The 20,275-nt window shown below is 61.6% G+C and carries 20 protein-coding genes; 9 read left to right on the top strand and 11 right to left on the bottom strand.

The features are described from left to right. Nucleotides 1-110: 110 nt before the first annotated feature. Nucleotides 111-644, bottom strand: a complete 534-nt coding sequence (locus K2F54_RS05285; protein ID WP_220604815.1) for a hypothetical protein — start codon at nt 642-644, stop codon at nt 111-113. Further along, nucleotides 641-1,567, bottom strand: a complete 927-nt coding sequence (locus K2F54_RS05280; RefSeq protein ID WP_220604814.1) for a hypothetical protein — start codon at nt 1,565-1,567, stop codon at nt 641-643. The genes K2F54_RS05285 and K2F54_RS05280 overlap by 4 nt, the downstream gene beginning before the upstream one ends. A gap of 234 nt (nt 1,568-1,801) precedes the next feature. Here K2F54_RS05280 and K2F54_RS05275 point away from each other — a divergent pair, with 234 nt between their 5' ends. After that, the gene (locus K2F54_RS05275) at nt 1,802-2,083 is read left to right on the top strand and encodes a helix-turn-helix domain-containing protein (RefSeq protein WP_134407820.1); all 282 of its coding nucleotides are present in this window, start codon (nt 1,802-1,804) and stop codon (nt 2,081-2,083) included. Nucleotides 2,084-2,087: 4 nt separating this feature from the next. On the opposite strand, the gene K2F54_RS05270 is transcribed toward K2F54_RS05275, so the two are convergent. The 5 genes from K2F54_RS05270 to K2F54_RS05250 form a co-directional block, all read right to left on the bottom strand. Then, nucleotides 2,088-3,005, bottom strand: a complete 918-nt coding sequence (locus K2F54_RS05270; RefSeq protein ID WP_220604813.1) for a site-specific integrase — start codon at nt 3,003-3,005, stop codon at nt 2,088-2,090. A gap of 129 nt (nt 3,006-3,134) precedes the next feature. Next, the gene (locus K2F54_RS05265; protein ID WP_220604812.1) at nt 3,135-3,479 is read right to left on the bottom strand and encodes a hypothetical protein; all 345 of its coding nucleotides are present in this window, start codon (nt 3,477-3,479) and stop codon (nt 3,135-3,137) included. Then, nucleotides 3,460-4,419 carry a metallophosphoesterase family protein gene (locus K2F54_RS05260; protein ID WP_220604811.1) on the bottom strand — a complete coding sequence of 320 codons (960 nt, stop codon included), beginning with the start codon at nt 4,417-4,419 and terminating at the stop codon, nt 3,460-3,462. The genes K2F54_RS05265 and K2F54_RS05260 overlap by 20 nt, the downstream gene beginning before the upstream one ends. Nucleotides 4,420-4,615: 196 nt before the next feature. Beyond that, nucleotides 4,616-4,933 carry a hypothetical protein gene (locus K2F54_RS05255; RefSeq protein ID WP_220604810.1) on the bottom strand — a complete coding sequence of 106 codons (318 nt, stop codon included), beginning with the start codon at nt 4,931-4,933 and terminating at the stop codon, nt 4,616-4,618. After that, nucleotides 4,933-5,079, bottom strand: coding sequence for a hypothetical protein (locus K2F54_RS05250; RefSeq protein ID WP_220604809.1), 147 nt, complete (start codon nt 5,077-5,079; stop codon nt 4,933-4,935). Before K2F54_RS05250 ends, K2F54_RS05255 begins: the two co-directional genes overlap by 1 nt. A 413-nt stretch (nt 5,080-5,492) precedes the next feature. Between K2F54_RS05250 and K2F54_RS05245 the strand changes: the two genes are divergently transcribed. From K2F54_RS05245 to K2F54_RS05215, 7 genes are all read left to right on the top strand, one after another. Continuing rightward, complete coding sequence (locus K2F54_RS05245; RefSeq protein ID WP_220604808.1) at nt 5,493-5,918, top strand: helicase associated domain-containing protein; 426 nt, start codon at nt 5,493-5,495, stop codon at nt 5,916-5,918. A gap of 69 nt (nt 5,919-5,987) precedes the next feature. Further along, nucleotides 5,988-6,494: a helix-turn-helix domain-containing protein gene (locus K2F54_RS05240; RefSeq protein ID WP_220604807.1), complete on the top strand. Its 507-nt coding sequence runs from the start codon at nt 5,988-5,990 to the stop codon at nt 6,492-6,494. Between the two features lie 649 nt (nt 6,495-7,143). After that, nucleotides 7,144-9,123 (top strand): type I restriction-modification system subunit M, encoded by a 1,980-nt coding sequence (locus K2F54_RS05235; protein WP_220604806.1) that lies wholly within the window; start codon nt 7,144-7,146, stop codon nt 9,121-9,123. Next, nucleotides 9,120-10,400 carry a restriction endonuclease subunit S gene (locus K2F54_RS05230; RefSeq protein ID WP_220604805.1) on the top strand — a complete coding sequence of 427 codons (1,281 nt, stop codon included), beginning with the start codon at nt 9,120-9,122 and terminating at the stop codon, nt 10,398-10,400. Before K2F54_RS05235 ends, K2F54_RS05230 begins: the two co-directional genes overlap by 4 nt. Continuing rightward, nucleotides 10,400-13,477, top strand: a complete 3,078-nt coding sequence (locus K2F54_RS05225; RefSeq protein WP_220604804.1) for a type I restriction endonuclease subunit R — start codon at nt 10,400-10,402, stop codon at nt 13,475-13,477. Before K2F54_RS05230 ends, K2F54_RS05225 begins: the two co-directional genes overlap by 1 nt. Beyond that, nucleotides 13,477-14,049: a hypothetical protein gene (locus K2F54_RS05220; RefSeq protein ID WP_220604803.1), complete on the top strand. Its 573-nt coding sequence runs from the start codon at nt 13,477-13,479 to the stop codon at nt 14,047-14,049. The genes K2F54_RS05225 and K2F54_RS05220 overlap by 1 nt, the downstream gene beginning before the upstream one ends. A 46-nt stretch (nt 14,050-14,095) precedes the next feature. Further along, a complete protein-coding gene (locus K2F54_RS05215) occupies nt 14,096-14,311 on the top strand; it encodes a hypothetical protein (RefSeq protein ID WP_220604802.1) in 216 nt (71 codons plus the stop codon). A 128-nt stretch (nt 14,312-14,439) separates the two neighbouring features. Here K2F54_RS05215 and K2F54_RS05210 read toward each other — a convergent pair whose 3' ends face one another. Then, complete coding sequence (locus tag K2F54_RS05210; protein WP_220604801.1) at nt 14,440-14,730, bottom strand: hypothetical protein; 291 nt, start codon at nt 14,728-14,730, stop codon at nt 14,440-14,442. Nucleotides 14,731-15,316: 586 nt separating this feature from the next. On the opposite strand from K2F54_RS05210, the gene K2F54_RS05205 reads away from it, so the two are divergent. Beyond that, complete coding sequence (locus K2F54_RS05205; RefSeq protein WP_220604800.1) at nt 15,317-16,300, top strand: Abi family protein; 984 nt, start codon at nt 15,317-15,319, stop codon at nt 16,298-16,300. 215 nt (nt 16,301-16,515) lie between these two features. Here K2F54_RS05205 and K2F54_RS05200 read toward each other — a convergent pair whose 3' ends face one another. From K2F54_RS05200 to K2F54_RS05190, 3 genes are read right to left on the bottom strand one after another with little or no spacing between them, the layout of a single operon-like run. After that, on the bottom strand, nt 16,516-17,268 hold the full coding sequence (locus tag K2F54_RS05200) for a PP2C family serine/threonine-protein phosphatase (protein WP_220604799.1): 753 nt from the start codon (nt 17,266-17,268) through the stop codon (nt 16,516-16,518). Next, a complete protein-coding gene (locus tag K2F54_RS05195; RefSeq protein WP_220604798.1) occupies nt 17,269-17,949 on the bottom strand; it encodes a vWA domain-containing protein in 681 nt (226 codons plus the stop codon). A 36-nt stretch (nt 17,950-17,985) separates the two neighbouring features. After that, nucleotides 17,986-20,208, bottom strand: coding sequence for a protein kinase domain-containing protein (locus tag K2F54_RS05190; protein WP_220604797.1), 2,223 nt, complete (start codon nt 20,206-20,208; stop codon nt 17,986-17,988). Nucleotides 20,209-20,275: the final 67 nt, after the last annotated feature.

Below are 20,275 nucleotides of genomic sequence, written 5' to 3'. Positions count from 1 at the left end.
GCTGTTTCACATGGCGTCGGACGTCACGAGGCTGCAGGCGGAAGGTCATCTCGAGGAATGCGTCGCTGTACCAGTTGAGGCGAGTGCGCCTCTTTTCGACGAGACTGTGATCACGCACGCGGAGGACGCGTTCGATCGGCTCGGCTCTGGAGCCGGTAATGCTGCGTGTCGGGATATGGGTCCATGGTTGCAATAAGGCGATGGAACGAGTTCCAGGCGGCGTTGTACCAGCGTCTTGCTTCAATGCGTCCCTTATGCGAGCCAGACAGTGTGACGGGCAGGCCCAAGTACGTGCGCGCTTCGCTGGTCAGGCGCTGGTGCAGCAGGTTTCCCATCTCCCGGGCCGACTGCGGAGCGTGCTCGCGTCCAAGAAGCAGGAGTACGACGAGGACAGTGCGGTCATCGACTAGCGGAGCACGACCGCCGGCGTGATTGTTCCCGCGATCCTCGCGACGCCAGCCGACGATGTGTTGAACCGTCTTGGATTCATCGACCATCGTGGCGGTCCTGCGAACATCGTCAATGTCGAACTTTGATGTCCGCCCCGAGGTGGTGCCGATCGAGTCGTCGAGGAGGTGCTCGAATTCATTCCCCTCCGGTTCCTCGTCCGTCATCGTGAGAGGAGCAGCGGCGATGCCTCTCATGAAGTCACCACCGCTCCGGTGATGAGACGGCGGAGGCAGGTTTGGTTTTCCTGAGTCATCGCCCGCACGTAGGGGGCAAGAGAGGTGGGACTCGTCAGGCCGGCCAGTTGGAGGAGGGTGTCCAGTCGCAGCCCGGCGTTGAGCTGGCCCACTAGCCAGGTTGCACGGAGCCTCGTGGCTGATGGGGTGGGTTCCTCGGGGACGTCGATGCCGAATTGGTGGATCACCCGAGCCGGGTATTCAGGCAGGCGGTATCCAGAGAAGAGCCAGTCGCCCGGCGCCCTGTCGTTGATGCCCGTGACCAATGTGCGTCGCCACCCCACGCGCAGGGGGACCGTGCGAGGGTGCCTGCCGTGCACGCTGACTAGAAGGTCCTCGCCATCGGCCGTGACGTCGCTGACGCGGGATAGGGCGATTTCTTCGGCGCGCAGGCCCGCGCCGGCACCGAGGGCGAGTAGCACGTGGGCGTTCGCCCGCCGATCGACGTTGGTGCGTCGAGCGGCGGAGCTTCGGAAGATTACGAGCTCCCGGCTGGCGTAGGGGCGAACCGATGCCGGGTCCTTCCGGGTCTGGCGGTCGGGCGTGGTGGTGGTGAAGTGCGCAACGAGTGTGTTCAGGCGTTGCGCCGTCTGCTGTCGGTAGGTTTCGCCGTGGTCTGGCATGACCTCGCACACGAATCGACGGACAAGCGATGGGCGGAACGCTACTGCAGGGTCGAGGTCCGCAGCCGCTGTCTGCCAAAGCCACTGTGCAAACTTCGAGGTTGCCGCAAGGTAGTTCCGAGCGACACCCCGAGTCTGGAGCCCGAGGCCGGTCACGCTGTTTCGGACGAAGGCTTCGGTTTCGGCCCAGTGCGCGGCAGGTATCTCGGCGACATAGTTGTCGATGACGCGCTGCACTCCGGGCGGGCTGACGGCGCTCATGCCTGGCCCGTGCAGGGCCGAGAGGTGGGCAGGGTGCTGTGGGATGGTCGTGTGGTGGGGAATGTGGGCTGGAGGATGCTCATACCAAATTGACATGCGGAGGATCCGGGCCATCCCAGGACGAAGCGCCCTATTAGGGCACCAATACCGATAGCATGAGTGACGGTGACCGATCCGCGTTTTCTTCCGAGAGCTTCCTGTGCGCCCTCGACGAACTTCGGAACACCGCGCCCCGTGACCTGGGACAGCCCCGCTGGGATGACCGAAAGCGCGCTTGATCAACTGGGAACAGCCAAATTTCAGCACGCGCATGCTCAGCAAGTTCGCGCCGCTCTGGCAGCGGACGGTGCGACGATCGCGTCGTATGCCAAGGCGAACGGAATCGACAAGACCCGCCTGGGACGGATCCTTCGAGGCGACGTGGTCGTCAGGGTAGAAGATCTGGTGAATGCGGAGCGCAACCTCAAGCTGAGGGAACGACGCGCTGCTCCAGGTGAGAGTCCGGTTCAGCGCTGAGGCGTTACCGCGGGGTAGCGACCGCATCTCGCAGCGCGTTCCGGTAGTACCCGGAGTCCGGTTCTCTCACGAACTTGAAGAACCGGTCCAGCGCCTCTGGAGACTGCAGCCCGGCAGCTCGCATCAACGGGATGAGCGGGGTGCCGGCTTCCAGATGCTGCACGACCCAAGTCGCGTGCATTCTTCGGGCCTGCAGCCGGATCTTCCCTTCAGCCCGAGAGACGAAGTCCGTGATCAGGTTCCGGTTGGCACCGGCGTGCTGCTCCCGGAATGCCCAGGTCTCGGTCTGACCGGGATCGACCCGAGCTGCCAAGGCTCGCTCCCATTCACGCAAGACGGGGACCACTCGAGACCGATCGCCACGTACCCTGATGAGGACGCCGTGGTCGTCGGCGTTGATGTCCCCGATCCTAAGATTGACGATCTCTCGCCCGGACAGTCCCGCGCCCAGACCGAGGGCGAGTAATGCCTCCGCGTTCGACCGGCGTTCATGAGTGGTCTGGGCGATTGCCCAGCTCTTCAAGGTGACAACGTCTCGGGCGGTGTACGGCGGTGACGGATCCGATCCGCCTAGCGGCCGCAGGACGGGCGGCGCCAACGGCGCGTCGAGTAGCGCTTCCGAGATCCTGAGGAGCCGGGATCGCAGGGTGTTCCGACTTGCCTTGCTCCCATAATTCGTAAGACCAACCCCGATGAACCGTTCGATCGTGGAGATGGCGAAAATCACGTCACGTTCAAGGGGCATTGCGGCCGTTTGCCAGGCCCACAGGGTCAGCGGTGTCGCAGCGGCATACAGTTCTCTCTCGGAGTAGGCCGTGCTGGGTGCCGCGTCCACCACCGCGGCGCGTACGAAATTCCTGATATGAGTCCAGTACCTCGCATCGATCTGGGGTAGATAGGCGCTCCCGCCGTCTTCCTTCATCGGGCGCACACGCACGTGCGGCCGGCACGCACCCGACTGGGCAGATCTGCACACTGGAATGATCGCAACCCACAATTGGGGCAGCGCGACTCTCCAGAGATCACGAGGTGGACCCGGGTGGGCCCGACCTCACCCAGGCAGGTCACCGCCCGCTCCCGGGAAATCATCACGGCTGATGCGTTCAATCGCGGCGATCAGAGACGTGTTCGCCCAGAAGAAGTCGATCTCGTCGTCCCACCCGTCGGTGTGCATCGTCCACCGGCCTCGGTGACCGACTTTGATGGCGGTGATTGTGCGCAAGGGCCTTGCTCGGTCGTTGACGGTCGGCGGGGCGTTGGCGCCGGGGACGCGGGTGACAGTGCCCCGTTCCAGATCAACGTAATGGTCACTGTCGCGCGTTGACACTCGCCACAGCCCGCCCTCATCTCCGGTGAGCTCGCTCAAATGGTCGGGTTCAACGTTGCGGTCGGTCATTGTCGGTCCTTTCTGGTGCGTTGGTGTCGGGCTCGGCGGGTGCGCCGTTCCGGTAGAGGTGTTCCAGGTCGAGGGTGGTGGTGTTGAGAATCGCGAGGTTCACCCTGTGCTTCCCGTTGATATCGAGCACCACCACGCGGGTGGGGTGGGGCTGGCCCGGCAGCGACAGTGTCTCGTCGTAGTGGCGGTGGTAGTGGCCTCCGAGAGTCAAGCGCGGGCGAGTTTGCAGGACCGCCCGGCGAAACATGACCCGGCTGCCGGCCGCATAGGCGATATCGGCGGGCAAGTAACCCGCGTCGCGGGCGCTCTTCACCAGTGCGCGCTCGTCCATGATCGGTGCTTCATGGCCGATGAGTACGTCGACAGGGTCTGAGCCGAGCTGGCGGAGGTCGGCGGCTGAGATTTGTTCCTCGGGCCACCAGCTCACGCCCTCTTGGCGAAACCGGCGGTCGATGCTGTTGGCGCCGCCCAGAGCAGCCAGGGTGAACTGCGTACCGATTTGTGTGCGATACCCGCGGGGGAGGTGACCGATGTTGGCGGAAATCCACCGGATGCCGTCTGCTGCGATCGGAAACTCCAGGAGCTTCGGAAAGTACTCGTGATTGCCGTCGATGAAGAGCATGGCCATCTGGTGGCGGGCGAGGGCACGTGAAATCTTGCGTAATGCGATCTGCCAGTTTGTGCCCGGCCAGAGGACGCCCCAATCGCCGAGCTGGATGACACAGGTCACCCCGCGGTCAGCGAAAGTCTGGACCGCTTGCATCGCGTGCGCGAGGTCACCGTGGAGATCGCCCATGACCCCGATTCGGCGAACCGTGGACAGTGACGGCAAGGCGTAGGGCGTGTACGAGAAATCCTGGACAGGGCGGTGCGCACGTTCACGCGGGTCGACATCCGTGCGCAGGTCCGGGGGTGGCGGTACCGATTCGGGCGCGATCATGGGGTGCACCTGACGCGTGGGATGATCCCGCCGTTGATGTACCCGCCGCCAAATCGGGAGGACTCCGCGCTGGGGGCTGGGGTTCGCTGGTGTGCGCGTAGCCGGCGGACCACCGAGATCGTCGAGCACGGCGCGGCGGGCGTCTGAGTGGTGCTCATCGCGTTTGGCTCACCGGCGGAGGGCAATGGTTCGGGGGTCATGATCCTGCTCCGGCGTCTTCGGGGTCCGGATCATCGCGGTCGATCGCCACCACCGGCGTCGACAGACGAATCGTCGCGTCTACGCCTTCGACCGCGAGGTCGATGAGCAGGTGCATCCGACGGCCCACCGTGCACTCCACGACTCGCAGCACTCGCACGGTGGCACCGTCCCGACGCAGGGAATGTTCGCGCCCAGGATCATTCCGCACCGGTATCCGGCACATCTCGTACCGGTCCAGGTCCAACCAATACGTCGACCCCGACGCCGTGTAGACGCGGAACTGCCCGGAAACCTCGTCCATCAGAGACGTCATCAGCAGCATGACGGCGACCGCTGCTCGGTGTGCACCAGCGCGCCGACGGAGGTGGCGGCGGAGGGGGCGTGCAGCGTGCTGCCTCGTTCAGGCTGGCACACGACGTCATTGGCAACGGCTGTCACCGCCCGTGTGGTGGTTGACACGTTGAGGACCTCGTGTGGTGTCTGAGCGCCTGCTTCGGGCGGCATTTGGTCGGGCATTCGCGCACCTCCGAGTGTCGCGCCGGTCGGATGACCGGTCGGTGCTGGGACGGTAGCCCGGTCCTGCCCGCCGGCGGATCCGTGCAGGAATACATCCTCCGAAACGCCGCTGCACCTGCGCCGCGCATGACCTATCCGACATCGCACGCCGTGCGAGTCGGGAAGGCCCCATGTCCGAACCAAGCCCGCTTGAAGCACTCCGTTCCGAATATGCGCAGCTTCACCGCCAGCACCCCAGCACCCTCACGCAGGATCAGAAAAGGTCCCTCACCCTCTACAGCGCCGAGCATGCCTGGCGCGACACCGGTGAGATAGCCGACACTGTCCCTCGAGACATCGCCGCCTGGATCCGCAGCATGACTGCGCTAGAAGCCTTCGTGCGCGCCGAGGGCCGCTTGCCGCGCGAGAACCGACGCCTGCCCGCCGGCGCCATCTCAGCCGACGAGAAGCGACGCAGCAACAGCATCCGCGCCCAGCGCCGTAGTTTTGCCGCAGGGCGACTCTGCTCCTACCAAGTGCGCCGGCTGCTGTGCATCCCCGGGTTCAGCTTCCACCCGAAAGAGGACAGATGGCGGGCGAACTATGGGGCCTATGACCAGTTCACCGCCGCGCACGGACATGCACCCAGGCTGCGAAGCACCGACGACGCCGAACAGGCCCTCGCCCGTTGGGCAGCAAAGACCCGAATGGCCCGCCGGGCCGGCACGCTGTCGACCGCGAAGGTCGCCACGCTGAACGAACTCAACTTCTGGGCCTGGGGAGCCCCACACCGTCGAACGTGATCTCACGTGCAGGAATACACTTCGGACGCTCCCTGAGCCTCCGAGGGCGGACGAGCGCAGGATAGAAGTATGAATGACGGTGACGACGGAGACGGAACCGGGCGTCAAGGTGCACCACGCTCCGCGAGCGCCTGTAACCCACAAAAACCAGATGCGGAAACCGAGTCGCACACCTCGCCGCAGCTAGCTAGGAGCCTTCACGCCACCAAGTTGGCTTGGGACCGTATGGAAGCGGAGTTCGGGCTGCTGACAGATAACGAGGCGGCCAAATTCCTGGGGGTCACGTCCCCCAACCTGATCCGGCTTCGCAACTCCGGCAGGATCATCGCAGTAGAGCGTGGCCCCTCGATCCGATATCCCGGATTCCAGTTCGATCGAGCCAGCCGTGCCATCCTCCCCGTCATCAAGCCCCTCGTCGAGGTGGCCCGCGAAAACGGGTGGTCGAATGAAAGCCTGACTCTCTGGATGCTCGGACCAACCACTTCGTTCGACGCTGAGGACCGGCCGGCGGATCACCTGAACGAGCCTGAACTATTGTTGGCCGCTGCTCGCAGTCACATGGAAGCCCTCTGGTGACCAGGGGCAACAAGGGCCGAGACGATATCGATCCGTCGGCGACGGCGCCAGAGACGACCTACTCCCAGAAAACGAATTCAGTGCCTAACGGCGAGGGGTCGCCCGACGCAGAGCTCTGGGAGTCGTTGATCGGTCCGTTCTACGATCGCGCCGGAGCCATGAGTCTGTCCCACATGTCATCGCACCAGCTGGAGCATTCTTCCAAAATCGGAAGGATCCTGCAGACCAGAACACAGGACGGCGAGGACCTCTACCCGTGTTTTCAGTTCGGGCCGGCAGGAGAGCCTTTGGCGGGTTTGAGCGACGTGTTATCCGTCTTGGACCCGGGGTTGGTTGACTCTTGGGGTGATGCTCTATGGCTAAAGGCGGCTCTCCGTCGATTCAACAATCGATCCGCTGCGGAGCTGATGCGGGAGGGGAGGATCGATGCGGTCCTCGCCGCTGCGAGAAGTGACCGTGCCAGGTGGGATCAATAGGTGCACCGCGCCGAGTCGAGGTGATCGAAGGTAACCACCGGCCGATACACGGCGTCGAGATCTTGGCGTCGAGGATGGCTTAGGACGGATTTCCGGTGCGAAGCAGCGCGTGCCCCTGTCGCCCCTCGCCAATAGGCTGAGGAACAGGTAATACGAGGGGAAGTACGCGCCACATGGCTGAGAACAACAACGGGGCATTCATCTGGTCGATCGCGAACCTGCTGCGCGGCACCTACAAACAGTCCGATTACGGCAAAATCGTTCTTCCCTTCACGATCCTGCGTCGCCTCGACGCCGTGCTGGATCCTACAAAGGGTGCCGTTCTTTCCGAGTTCGAGAAGCGTAAGAACGGCAACATCCCGGTCGAAAAGCTTCTCCCGGCGGTCTCCAAGCACGACTTCTACAACACCAGCCTGTATACCTTCGAGAAGCTCACTGGCGATCCCGCCAACGTGCGCGCGAACCTCCTCAACTACATCGACGGCTTCTCCACCAACGTGCGGGACATCTTCGACCGGTACGACTTCCCCGCTCAGATCGCCAAACTCGACGAGAACGGTCTGCTCTACCTCGTCGTCCAAAAGTTCGCCGGCGTCGACCTGCACCCCGACCGGGTCAGCAACACGGAGATGGGTCTCATCTTCGAGGAACTCATCCGCCGCTTTGCTGAGTCCTCCAACGAAACCGCGGGGGAACACTTCACCCCGCGCGAAGTCGTGCGCCTCATCGTCAGCCTCCTCTTCACCGAGCACCCCGACGAAGACCCGAGCAAGTCACTCAGCGTGCCCGGCGCGGTACGCACCGTGTACGACCCCACGGCAGGCACGGGCGGCATGCTCAGCGTCGCCGACGACTACGTGCGCGACCACTATCCGCAAGCGTCCCTCACCCTTGTAGGCCAGGAGCTCAACGCTGAGTCCTTCGCCATCGCCAAAGCCGACATGGTCATCAAAGGCCAGGCCATCGACAACATCATCTGGGGAGACACCCTCACCGACGACGGCCACCTCGGAAAGACCTTCGACTACGGCATCAGCAACCCGCCCTTCGGCGTCGAGTGGAAGAAACAACAGGCGTTCGTGCAGAAAGAATACGACCAGCGCGGATTCGACGGCCGCTTCGGACCGGGACTTCCACGCGTCTCCGACGGTTCGCTGCTCTTCCTCCTGCACCTCGTCAAGAAAATGCGCCCGAAAGCCGAAGGCGGCGGCCGGGTCGGCATCGTCCTGAACGGGAGCCCGCTCTTCACCGGCGGCGCCGGCTCCGGCGAGTCCAACATCCGCAAGTACCTCATCGAGAATGACCTCCTCGACGCCATCATCGCGATGCCCACCGACCTGTTCTACAACACCGGCATCGCCACGTACATCTGGATCCTCGACAACGACAAACCCACCAGCCGCAAAGGCAAAGTGCAGCTCATCGACGCGACCGACCAGTGGATCAAAATGCGTAAGAGCCTCGGATCCAAACGCCGCCTCATCAGCACCGAACAAATCGAACACATCGTCCAGCTCTACGGCACCAACGGCGAAGAAGCAGAATCGATGAGTACCGACGCCTCAAAGATCTTCGCGACCGCCGACTTCGGATACACCACCATCACCGTCGAACGGCCACAGCAACTCAACTGGGCAGTGACCCCTGAACGCCTTGAACTCGCACTGGCAGCCAAGAACCTAAGCGCCGTGGCCGAGCAAGTCGAACTCGCGCTTCTGAACCTCAGCACAACCAGGGAGACGACAACGGACGCCGTCGCGTTCGCCGCCCGCATCAAGAAGACCCTCGCCGTCGTCGGCGTCACCCTGACTGCTCCGCAATTGAAGGCCCTTATCGCGGGCCTTGCCGAACGAGACGAAACCGCGCCGGTAGTTACCGACAGCAAAGGCAAGCCGGTGCCCGACACCACCCTGCGCGACACGGAAAACGTGCCACTCACCGAGGACATCGAAGCCTACATCCAACGCGAGATCGCCCCACACGTAAAGCGCTTCTGGGTCGACCGCACGAAAGACAAGATCGGGTACGAGATCCCCTTCACCCGACACTTCTACAAATACGTACCGCCTCGATCACTCAAGGAAATCGACGCCGACCTAAACAAGCTCGTTCACGAGATCACAGTACTTCTCGGGGAAGTCGAGCGGGCGTGACCAGGGTCGCTGCCTACCCGGAGTACAAAGCCTCTGGAACAAAATGGCTCGGAGCTGTCCCTAAACACTGGAAGATTTCGCCACTTGGTCAACATTTTCGAGAACGCAAGGGAATCGTCAGTGATGCCGATTTCGCCGCGCTGTCGGTTACGAAACAAGGTATCGTTCCCCAACTCGAGACAGCTGCGAAGACGGATAATGGCGACAGCCGGAAACTGGTTTTAACTGGAGATTTCGCAATCAACAGCCGGTCCGACCGTAAGGGATCCTCAGGCGTGTCGCCGTTCAATGGCAGCGTCAGCCTCATCACCACAGTCATCACGCCTATTGGGCTCGAAGCCAAGTACGTACACCATCTGCTTCGAAGCGAGCCATTTCAGGAGGAGTACTACCGGTTCGGCAACGGGATTGTCGCCGATCTCTGGAGCACCCGCTATGCGCAGATGAAGTCCATTTCACTTGCAGTTCCACCACTCGTGGAGCAGCGGCAGATTGCGGAGTATCTGGATCGGGAGACCGGGCAGATAGACGCGCTCATCACCAAGCAGGAGCAGCTGGTCGAGACGCTAGCCGAGCGCCGCCAAGCCGTGATTACTCATGCCGTCACCCGAGGCCTCGACCCCAGGGTCGATTTCAAAGATTCAGGAATTGCGGCAATCGGGCGGATCCCGGGCCTTTGGCAAGTGAAGAAGTTGTCATACCTTTTTTCCACGATTGGAAGTGGAACCACGCCAGCTGCTGAGGGTACGGACTTCTACGACGGGGACATGCCCTGGGTAACCACCGGTGAGTTGCGTGAAAGCGTGATTCTGACAACGAGAAAGGCTGTCAGCGAGAGTGCTCTCAGGACGCTGAGCGCACTGAAGGTGTTCCCTGCCGGCTCCCTTGTCCTTGCGATGTACGGTGCGACCATCGGCAGACTTGGCATTTTGGGGGTGGATGCGACAACTAACCAGGCCTGCTGCGTATTGGCGGAGCCTCGTGGCGTCAATGTCGATTTTGCATATTTCTCGCTCCAAGTCGCGACGGAGCGGCTATTGAACATGGCCTCAGGCGGTGGACAGCCAAACATCAATCAAGATGTCGTCCGACAGTTTCGGATCGCGGTACCTAGCTTGGCCGAGCAGTCTGAGATCGTGCGACATCTGACGATCGAAGCCTCAAGAATCGACAATCTAGTCGTCAAAGCTCGCCAAGTTGTCGAGGTGCTCAAGGAGCGACGCCAAGCGCTGATTAGTGCAGCGGTCACGGGGAAGATTGATGTGAGGGGGCTCTAATGGGGCAACACAACGAAAAGCCGTTCGAAGAGGAACTAGCCCTGTATTTGGAGTCGCACGGGTGGCTTTACTCGGCGACGAGCACCGGGTATGACAAGGAGAGGGCGCTGTTCCCAGCGGATGTGTTCGGGTGGTTGGTCGACACGCAGCCCGACGAATTGGAGAAGGTCGTGAAGCCGGCGGACGCCGCATCCGTCCAGCAGAAGTCCCGCGACGCGCTGCTCGACCGGCTGGTGAAGTCACTCGACGCGCCGTTCGACAGCGTTGGCGGCGTGCAGGGTGGCACTCTGTCCGTGCTCCGGCGGGGGTTCAAGTTCACGCCGGTGTCGTTGCGCATGGCGCAGTTCAAGCCCGCTGACGGGTTGAACCCGGCGACGACGGCTGACTACGGCCGGATGCGACTGCGGGTGATGCGGCAGGTGTTCTACTCGACAGCGAATAAGAAGAGCATCGACCTGGTCTTTTTCGTCAACGGTCTGCCGGTGGCGACGCTGGAGTTGAAGACGGACTTCACGCAGAGCGTGCAGGACGCGATCGCGCAGTACCGCACCGACCGTAACCCCAAGGGTGAGCCGCTTCTGTCGTTTGGGCATCGGGCGCTGGTGCATTTCGCGGTGTCGAACTCCGAGGTGTTCATGACCACGCACCTGCGTGGGCCGGACACGTTCTTCCTCCCGTTCAATCAGGGCAACGACGGGAAGGCCGGCAACCCGGTGAACCCGAACGGCTCCGCCACGGCGTACCTGTGGGAGCGGGTATTCCAGAAAGACGCATGGCTGGGTATCTTGGGCCAGTTCATGCACCTGCAGGTCGAGAAGAGTATCGACCCGGTCACCGGGGTCGTCGAGAAGACCGAGACGCTGCTGTTTCCGCGGTTCCAGCAGTGGGAATCGGTGACGAAGCTAATTGAGGCAGCCCGAGTGGAGGGGCCGGGGCACCGGTATCTGATCCAGCATTCTGCCGGGTCGGGCAAGACGAACTCCATTGCGTGGACTGCGCACCAGCTGTCAACCTTGCACCGGGCTGATGGCAGCAAGGTGTTCAGTTCGGTGATCGTGGTCACCGACCGCACCGTGCTGGACACCCAGTTGCAGGATGCGATCAAGCAGATCGACGCAAAGACTGGCGTGGTTGTGGGTATCGACGGCAAAACCGCCGGGTCGAAGTCGTCCCGGCTCGCCGAGGCGCTCACCAAGGGCGCGCAGATCATCGTTGTGACCATCCAGACGTTCCCGTTCGCGATGGCCGAGCTGGCCAAACTCGAGGGCACCCTCGCCGGCCGCAACTTCGCGATCATCGCAGACGAGGCCCACTCGTCGCAGACGGGAACTACGTCGAACAAGGTGAAGTCAGTTCTCAATGCCGAGGAGCTCGAGGACCTCGCCGACGGCGGCGAAATCGACATGGAGGCCCTGCTCGCGGCCGACATGGAGAACCGTGCGAACGCGTCGAACATCTCCTACTTTGCCTACACGGCCACGCCGAAGGCGAAGACCCTGGAACTGTTCGGCCGTGTCCCGGAGGGTGGGGAGCTGCCGCAGGCGTTCCACCTGTACACGATGCAGCAGGCCATCGAGGAGGGGTTCATCCTCGACGTACTGCGCAATTACACTCCGTACAAGGTCGCGTTCAAGCTGGCCCACAACGGCCAGGAGTACGACTCCGAGGGCCCGCTGGTCGAGAAGACGCAGGCGGTGAAAGAGCTCATGCAGTGGGTGCGGCTGCACGAGTTCAATATCACCCAGAAGGCTGCGCTCATCATCGAGCACTTCCGCGAGAACGTCGGTTGGCGGCTGAACGGCAAGGCGAAGGCGATGGTCGTCACCGGCTCCCGTAAGGAGGCCGTGCGTTACAAGCTCGCCTTCGACGAGTATCTGAAACGCACGGGCCACGTGGATGTTCGCGCCCTCGTCGCCTTCTCCGGGGAAGTGCTGGACGAGGCGTTGAGCCCCGACGCGTTCACGGAGATCAACATGAATCTCGGGCTCAAGGGCCGGTCGCTGCCGGAGGCGTTCAAGACCGACGCATTCCAGGTCATGCTTGTCGCCAACAAGTTCCAGACCGGGTTCGACCAGCCGCTGCTCGTGGCCATGTACGTCGACAAGAAGCTCTCCGGCGTCACCGCCGTGCAGACCCTGTCCCGGTTGAACCGGATGGCCAAGGGCAAGGACACCACGTTCGTGCTCGACTTCGTGAATGATCCCGAGGTCATCCGCGAGTCCTTCGACCCGTACTTCAAGGAGGCGAAGCTGTCGGCGGTGTCTGACCCGAACATTGTGCACGACATCAAGGACAAGCTCGATGCTCTGCACATCTACGAAGAATATGAGGTCGACGCCGCTGCATCCGTTGAGGTCTTCAAGAAAGGCAACAACGCCCTCACGGCCGCCGTGGCGCCTGGCAAGGAACGCTTCAACAAACGCTACGACGCGGCCCTTCTCGAAGGTGACGGCGTCGAAGTGGATCGATTGGACCTCTTTCGTGGGGACCTGACCGCGTTCGTCAACGCCTACGACTTCTTGTCGCAGATCATCAACTACGAAGACACATCGGTGGAGAAGCACGCCATCTACTACCGTGCGCTGGCGCGCGTGATCCGGGAAGACAACAGGCGCAGCCCAATCGACTTGGCCGGCGTCGAACTGATCGGCTACGGCATCAAGAAGCACGAGATGCAGAGCATCAGCCTCGATGACGGTGTGCTGGACCCGATGACGGCGTCTGGGTCGAAGAAACCCGTGGATCCAGTGCTCGCCCGGCTGTTCGAGGCGGTCAACCAGCTCAACCAGCTGTTCGACGGCGACGGGCTGACGGAGGCCGACATGATGGGCTTCTACGCTCACGTCAAGGGCAAGGCCGGCGAGAACGCAAAAATCACCACCCAGATCGCCGCGAACACCGAGCAACAGTTCTTGTCCAGCCCCGACCTGGGCAGCACCGTCACCAACGCGATCGTCACGTCGGGCACAAACTTTGAGTCCATGGTGGCGGAGGCGCTGAACAGCGATGTGAAGCTCGCGAAGATTATTGAACTGATCGGGCGGGCGCTGTACCGGGATGGCAAGGACGCTGCCTAGTGGACTGGACGGCGGTTGCTGCGGCGATCAGTGCTGTAGCGGTGGTCGTGTCCCTCGTCATATTCACCGTTGAAAGTCGGCGTCGTGCCGAGGAGGCGCGAAAGGCCGCCACCCACGACGCAATCTCACGCGTACTCGAAACAATGGAGAACGCCGTCAGATGGCAACAGAAGCCCGTGTTTATTAGGATGTTCGCAAACCCGGAGCTCGACTACGCCCTCGCCGTGCTGAGACTCCGACACGAGCTGCCGCGTGAGGACTCGCCGGTCGCGCAGTGGACGATGTCCCAAGCGCAACTCATGATGGCTGCGACATCGGATCGCGGATCACGCGACGTGGGCGTGCAGGTAGCGAGCAAGCTCGTCGAGTGGGGTCAGGGAGCGGTCCCCGATGAGTGGTTCCTGACGGAATTGGGGTTGCATCCACCCCAGGCACCATTCAAGGTGCCTCGCGAGCGACGGCGGCGCCGTTCTCTGTCGCGGGCCAAAGAAAGCTTTATAGAGGGCACAGCGATTGGGCTGGTCGTCATGCTGTTCCAAGGGTTGAAAGCGCTCTGGAAATCGGTCAGGTAGAAACCAGTCGGGGCAGTGCAATGGGACGGCATGACAAGCTTCCGGTATGAAGAATGAACTCACCGCGGCTGAGGCAGCAGAAATCGTCGGCAAATCGGCAAAGCACTTTCGTGCCACGCTCCGGGTGATGAAAGCTGATGGCGACCTGGACCCGGAGGGCGCGTGGCAGGAACCGGCCAAGGCGAACGGCATCTGGAAGATCCGTCTCGTGTACCTGACTGTGCTCGCGGCTGACCGAGGTTGGACAGTAGAGCAGGGCTAGGCCGATCTTTCAGGCGGCCGCCGTTGGCCGCCGAGACGCTGACGTCAACGCAAAGCCGGCTTAACTGTTCACAATGCGGGGGAGCTTCGACGCCCTAGTGTCCAGCCTGACGAGGCTCGAGCGACACGCTACTTGGGAGGGCTTAGCGCGGCGATCAGGGCGCCCCAGAGAAAAAAGAAGCTGAGGATGGCGCAGCCCACCATGACGTAAAGGATCACTAACCCAACGGTCGGTTCGATGGGCCAGACACCAATGACGGCAAAAGATGCGATCACCGCAGCCACGAAGCTCCAGCCCGACAGCCGGAATAGAGGAACCATCCATGGATGATGCGCTCGCTTCGGTAGGTTCGACGCTGCATTCAGCAATACGCCGGCGCCGACAATGCCAGCCCCAAGCCCTCCGCGTCGTCGCCCCATGAGTGCAGGCTAACGCACGAATCGACGGAGCTCGGCGCGGTCACATCCCAGACCCTCCGCCAAACCATTGCCCCTGGGATACGTGGTCGGGCGGGCCGGGAGCAGAGCGCGCCCCGGACTGGGGGAGCGGGACAGACCGGGGCGCTGAGCCTCTCGGCTACGCTCGATTCCGGGCGTCGCCCCACTTTCTCCGCCATCGCGGAGGTGTCCCGAAAAAGACAACTACGATTGCGCAAGCGATCGCAGTGCCCGGGGCGGCGCCCATCTGTGTGCCCACGGACCTCGTGACGGGGTCGGGGCTCGTGACATATGGAGGGTTATCGGCGTATCTCGGCAGAGGCGGTCGGATTGAACGGGCTCAGATTCCTGCATCTAGCAGGGGCGTCACCCCTCCCGGCTCCAGGCGTCTGGACGCGTAGTTGAGGTGGGCGCTCAGATCAGCCATCAGAATTCTTTAGGGCCTAAATATTCTTTCAGCCGGCTGAATAATGCTACGATCAGTGCATAAACACCGGCCCCTCTGTGTGCGATCGACTTTCAGTCAACGGCATTCCATGGGCCGGTTTTATTTTGTCCGGGGGACCCAGTGAACGAGCCGAAGGCCTTTTGCAATTACAACCAGTTGCTTGCGAAGATGCAAGAACGTGGAATGGAACTGGGCGAGCGAGACGCTGCACTGAACGCGCTGAAGCGCATTGGCTACTACCGCCTGTCTGGGTATTCCTACCCGTATCGCGCCGTCAGACTGAGCGAAGGCGACGATCGCACAACGCTTCTTGATGAGTTCGTCGAGGGAACGACTCTGCAGGAGATTCTGAGCCTTTACCGTTTTGACGAACGGCTGCGCGCAGTCCTGCTTGAAGGGCTCCAGATTGTTGAGACAGCCCTCGGCGCGTTTGTGGCGCACGCACTCGGCAAGAGGGATCCACTCGCGCACCTTGATGCCTCTCACCTCAATTCAACGGCGTGCAATCGGCCGGGACGGTCTCCCGGCTTCACCGCTTACGAGGATTGGCTGCGGCGGTACGCCGATCTCACGCCGAAGTCTGATCGTGAAGAGTATGTGAAGCACCACGAGCAGAATTATGGCGGCCAGATACCGATCTGGGCCGCGGTTCAATTTCTTGACTTTGGGTCGCTGACCTGGCTATTTGACTTTCTGCGCATTGATGAGCGAAACAGCGTGGCTAGCCAGATGGGACTTAAGAAGAAAGCCCCCGATCTGCTCCACTCGTGGCTCTTGGCTGTTGGCGCCTTGCGCAACCACTGCGCCCACGGCAATCGCGTCTGGAATCGCACCGTGTATCGACCGCCAGGGCGAATATCTCCCGACTCCGTTGGCGAGCAGCTTCACCATCTTCACCGTCTGGAAGAGGGCAAGTTGAATCGGCTGTACCCACTCGCTGCATTGATCGCGTACATGGTGATAACGGTTTCCCCGTCAAGCGAGTGGCCCATGACGTTCAAGACCCAAATCAAGAAGCTAGAGAAACAAACGCGGTTCCGTCCCGAACATGCAATGGGGTTCCCTGAGGGATGGGAAAACGAGTCGTTGTGGAATCGCGGGTAGGGAAGCTCTTTTGAACCCTGCCTGAGCCACCTGGAATGAATCGGGCCGCGGTCGCCTTTGGACGAGCCAAGACGACCGTGACAACTGGCGACCAAGTGAACGGTTCTTTGCGATGTGTTAGCGGCCATGCCAAACTCGGCGGTGGCACGGCGCCGAGTCGCATTGCAGGCGCCTGGTCAAGGAAATGATGACTCCCCTGCGGTATCCCTTTGTCGCTAGATTGCTCGGCGCCCGAGGATTCCTACCGAGCAGTCGTCCTTGGTGGCACCCCGAAGTTGAGTGTCAATTACACGCCTTAGTGACTTCTTGTGGGCCGGGTTTTTTGTTTGTTTCATCGGTGCCTCACCGACAATCGAGATCAGCTTGGCGCACGCTGGTGCGAGTGACTTGGTGCGCTGGTCAAAGAGGCTGGCGCTCGTGCCGTCGCTCATCAGGATGAAGCCAGCGATACCTTGTAGCGATCCGCGGTACAGCCTTAGTGAAGCGGCAGCATTTCCCGAAGTTACGAATGTTGTCTGATTCGCGAACTCCGCGTTGTCGGGTGTCGACGCGACCTTGAGCTCGCCGTCCTTGACGTAGCCGATGACACCGTCACCTATATGAGCGGCCACGAAGCGGTCCTCGAATAGGGCGACCGCTAAAAAGGTTGACGCGAGATCAGTGACTTCACATTCGAGGCGCGCTGCGGTTTTCGCGAGGCGAGCGTGGAGTGTGCCAACAATGTCCTCTCGGGCCTGCACGGCATCTTCGCCGGTCGCGAAATCGTGAAATCGGTCAGCAAGCAGAGCGCAACCCGCGTGCGTAACGGCCTGTGCGCCGTACGCGGAGTGCGATGCGGAACCCGCTCCGTCAGCGAGACACAGGACGTGCACACCGTGCTTCTTCGCGTAATGCGTCCGGTCCTGGCCGAGCGTACCTTCGGCTTCGTGCCCACGCCCGCGCACCTGGTAGTGAAACTCGTTGAACAACTACAATTCCGCCCAACCGGCAAGTCCTTCAAGGTCGAGCTTCACAGTGTCACCCGGAGTCGACTGCGAGACGCGAGAAACCGACTTCGAGAGCCATTCGAAGAACTCTTTGAAGTTGAGCCCGCGTAACCGTAGTGGCGGTCGGTTCGGGCTGAACCGAGCGAGAACGCTCATATCGGCGTCGGCACCGATGCCGATGGGAAATACCGTGAGCTTTTTTTCGGCGACCAGCTCCGTGACGCGTTGCACAGCACGTTCGAGCTCGCGGGCGTCCCCGTTCGGCTGGCCATCCGTCATGAGTACAAGCCACGGCTGGTAGTAGAGCACGCCACTTCCGGAGTAGTCCGATTTGCGCTTTTCGAGTGTGTCAAGCGCGAGATTGACGCCTTCGCCGAGGAACGTCAATCCGCGTGGGTCAAGCGTGCTGATCGGGGTGAGTCGCTCCACGCTCGCATAGTCCTGAAGGAGGCTTGCGCGGGAGTTGAATTCGACGACGCTGACCTCGGCGGCATCGTGCGCGTCGTCGTCAGCGTCGATGGTGGCGTAGAACTGGTTCACGCCTTCGACGAGTTCACGGATCTTGTCACCCATCATCGATCCGCTTGTGTCGATGCAAAGTGAGACTGGAACGCGGGGGGTCGGATTCTCAACTAGATCGTCGGCTGAGATTCTGAGTGCCATGGTGGTCCTTTCGGTTTAGGGGGAGAAGCAGATCGTTTAGTTCCAAAACCAGCCAAATAGTCGAGCCAAGAGGCTCTTCTGGGGCTGGGTGCTCGGCTTAATGGGCTGAGTGCGCGGCTTTTTGGTGCTGGGAGCAGTCGGAGGGCACTGCTGCTTTGTGGCGGTTACGTGTGACTTCGGCATGGCGAGACCCTTGCCTTTGAACCAGTCCGCATGGTCGAAGGTTATGAACGGTCTGCGACAGTCGATGCACAGCTGCGCAGGGTCCAGTTGTGCGCCCTTCGCAGCGCACTCCGCGCAGTGCCCATAGGTCATCGACGATTTGAGCGCCGAACGACCACAGCTCTTGCACATCGCCGTATTCTGTGGGGGTCTGGGCTGCTGGCGGTGCCGGTTCTGCCGGCTGCAGTCGAAGCAGAGCTCGGGCTCGAAGTAGGACTGCTGGTCGTCATCCCATTCTCCGACGATGGCGTTCTTGCCGTGGCACTGGGGGCAATCGCGAATAGGTGTGTCAGGTCGAAAGGCTTTGAAACGGGATGGGTAGACGTCGTTGGACATCGGGTCGAAGTCGTCGGCGCTGCCGAAAAAGGCCTTGTACTCGCGGAACACCTGAAGCCACTCGCCTGCCGTCGGGCGACGCGTGTACCGGTCGCCGTCGCGGTGGAAGGTGTGCCAGAACAGGCTTTTGACCTTGAAGGGCAGGTGGCTCCACATGTACTTCCACTTTCCACCCGGCTGATCCTGATCGGACTTTCCATGGAATTGGAATGCGAACTTTCCCTCCTTAATAAGTCGTGGAATGTCGCCGTCGGTGCCCGCTCTGGAGTATGGGAACTGGCCGGTGATCAGAACCATGAAGAGCATCGTTGCCACTGCAAACAGCTCCTCCTCCATGGTTCGCAGGTTGTCGGCGTAGTCACCCTTGACCGTCGGTGCGGTGAACATCGCTGTACCGACCGGGCAGGGGTATCCCTCCAGCTGCCACGAGTCGGCGTCGATGATCCACACCGTCTTCTTCGCCTCGACCATAAGGTTCTTCGGATTGATATCACCGAGCAAAACGTTGAGCGAGTGCAGATACACGACCCTTTCCAGGAACGAGATACATACGTCCACCAGATCGGCCTTCGACCAGTTCGGGTAGGTTTCTCTGAACCGCTTCGGGCGCATGAGAGTCGACTGGAACTCTTTCCCCTCGGCCCTGGGCATGGCGTAGCCGACAAAGTCGCCCGCCATGGTTGTAATCACGGAAGACGGGAAGGCAATGCCGGGACGAGCCAAGCCGTTTGCTGTGAGCAGAACTAGCTTCGCCTGGCGGTGTGCCGTCCGATGCTCCGCGTCGAAAATCTTGGCCACTCGGTTCGGCTGGCCAGCCACCTCATAAACCTGCCCTTCGCCGCCTTCCCCAAGAAGTCGGCCTAGGGTGAAGCTGGCTGCGCTAGTGGCCGAGCCGAATCGGACAGTGTCGCCCTCACGCGGGATAGTCGTGGTTCCCAGTACGTGGTCAGGGCCCCTGAACTTAGCAGGGCTCGAGAATGCGCAAGGAGTTCCCTCCGGCCGGGCAACTGTTGCGGGACTCGGCGTGTGACTCGGCGCGGGTTGTCGCGCCGCGGGGCTAACGCCCAGCGTGTGCTGGAAGTCGTCGAGTAGCGGCTCCAGGCTCGCGGCCTCGCGCTCTGACTTGGCTACATCAATGCTCTGCCTGATTTGCCGCTGCATCCTCTCGAGCTTGCGCGCACCCTTTTCGAAAAGGACCTGATCCGATTCGACTTCGATCTGCCCTTCCTTGCTCAAGCCGCCGGCCACGAGTCGTCTGTTTGTCTTGGCCGCGAGGAGACGAATCCGGAGGAGGAGGGTGATGTCGTGGGTAAGCAAGCACATTTCGTACTTGCCACCGACCCGAGTAAAAATTTCAACGAATAGGTCGTCGGCATATGGGTTTGAGTTGTCGCCCAGGTCCTTGCGCACGAGCCCGAGTGGCGCCACGGACTCAAGGAACGTGAGCGAGTTCGTTGCCTTTCTCACTGCGGCGGCCTTCCCGTCGGTGAGGCCCGCGGGGTTAGTGCGACTTTGCTTCGTCAATTCGTCGACGACCTTCGTGGGAACCACGATTGGATTGCTGTTCCGTGCGATGTCATCCTGGCATCGCTCGAATAGCCTCTTGAGGCCGCCTGCCCGTCGCGTGTCCGTGTCCATGAAGACATTTGTGTCGATGAACAGCCGTCGCTCCTGCTGGACGAATTCCGTCGGGTCAAGCATTTCTGCCCGGTTATCAGTCCTCAGCGGACTCGCCTCCCTACTGGCTTGCGGCGAGCGGTGCGATTGG

The organism is Cryobacterium inferilacus, assembly GCF_019599185.1.
In the GTDB taxonomy this organism is placed as follows: Bacteria; Actinomycetota; Actinomycetes; order Actinomycetales; family Microbacteriaceae; genus Cryobacterium; species Cryobacterium inferilacus.
Note: the sequence above shows the minus strand (reverse complement) of the source record. Positions and strands in the feature narration are given on the sequence as shown.

What these genes read in the sequence shown, in the direction of transcription:
- K2F54_RS05285 (WP_220604815.1), bottom strand. Translation starts at nt 644, where the DNA reads ATGAGAGGCATCGCCGCTGCTCCTCTCACGATGACGGACGAGGAACCG.
- K2F54_RS05280 (WP_220604814.1), bottom strand. Translation starts at nt 1,567, where the DNA reads ATGAGCGCCGTCAGCCCGCCCGGAGTGCAGCGCGTCATCGACAACTAT.
- K2F54_RS05270 (WP_220604813.1), bottom strand. Translation starts at nt 3,005, where the DNA reads ATGAAGGAAGACGGCGGGAGCGCCTATCTACCCCAGATCGATGCGAGG.
- K2F54_RS05265 (WP_220604812.1), bottom strand. Translation starts at nt 3,479, where the DNA reads ATGACCGACCGCAACGTTGAACCCGACCATTTGAGCGAGCTCACCGGA.
- K2F54_RS05260 (WP_220604811.1), bottom strand. Translation starts at nt 4,419, where the DNA reads ATGATCGCGCCCGAATCGGTACCGCCACCCCCGGACCTGCGCACGGAT.
- K2F54_RS05255 (WP_220604810.1), bottom strand. Translation starts at nt 4,933, where the DNA reads ATGACGTCTCTGATGGACGAGGTTTCCGGGCAGTTCCGCGTCTACACG.
- K2F54_RS05245 (WP_220604808.1), top strand. Translation starts at nt 5,493, where the DNA reads ATGACTGCGCTAGAAGCCTTCGTGCGCGCCGAGGGCCGCTTGCCGCGC.
- K2F54_RS05240 (WP_220604807.1), top strand. Translation starts at nt 5,988, where the DNA reads ATGAATGACGGTGACGACGGAGACGGAACCGGGCGTCAAGGTGCACCA.
- K2F54_RS05235 (WP_220604806.1), top strand. Translation starts at nt 7,144, where the DNA reads ATGGCTGAGAACAACAACGGGGCATTCATCTGGTCGATCGCGAACCTG.
- K2F54_RS05225 (WP_220604804.1), top strand. Translation starts at nt 10,400, where the DNA reads ATGGGGCAACACAACGAAAAGCCGTTCGAAGAGGAACTAGCCCTGTAT.
- K2F54_RS05215 (WP_220604802.1), top strand. Translation starts at nt 14,096, where the DNA reads ATGAAGAATGAACTCACCGCGGCTGAGGCAGCAGAAATCGTCGGCAAA.
- K2F54_RS05210 (WP_220604801.1), bottom strand. Translation starts at nt 14,730, where the DNA reads ATGGGGCGACGACGCGGAGGGCTTGGGGCTGGCATTGTCGGCGCCGGC.
- K2F54_RS05195 (WP_220604798.1), bottom strand. Translation starts at nt 17,949, where the DNA reads ATGGCACTCAGAATCTCAGCCGACGATCTAGTTGAGAATCCGACCCCC.
- K2F54_RS05190 (WP_220604797.1), bottom strand. Translation starts at nt 20,208, where the DNA reads ATGCTTGACCCGACGGAATTCGTCCAGCAGGAGCGACGGCTGTTCATC.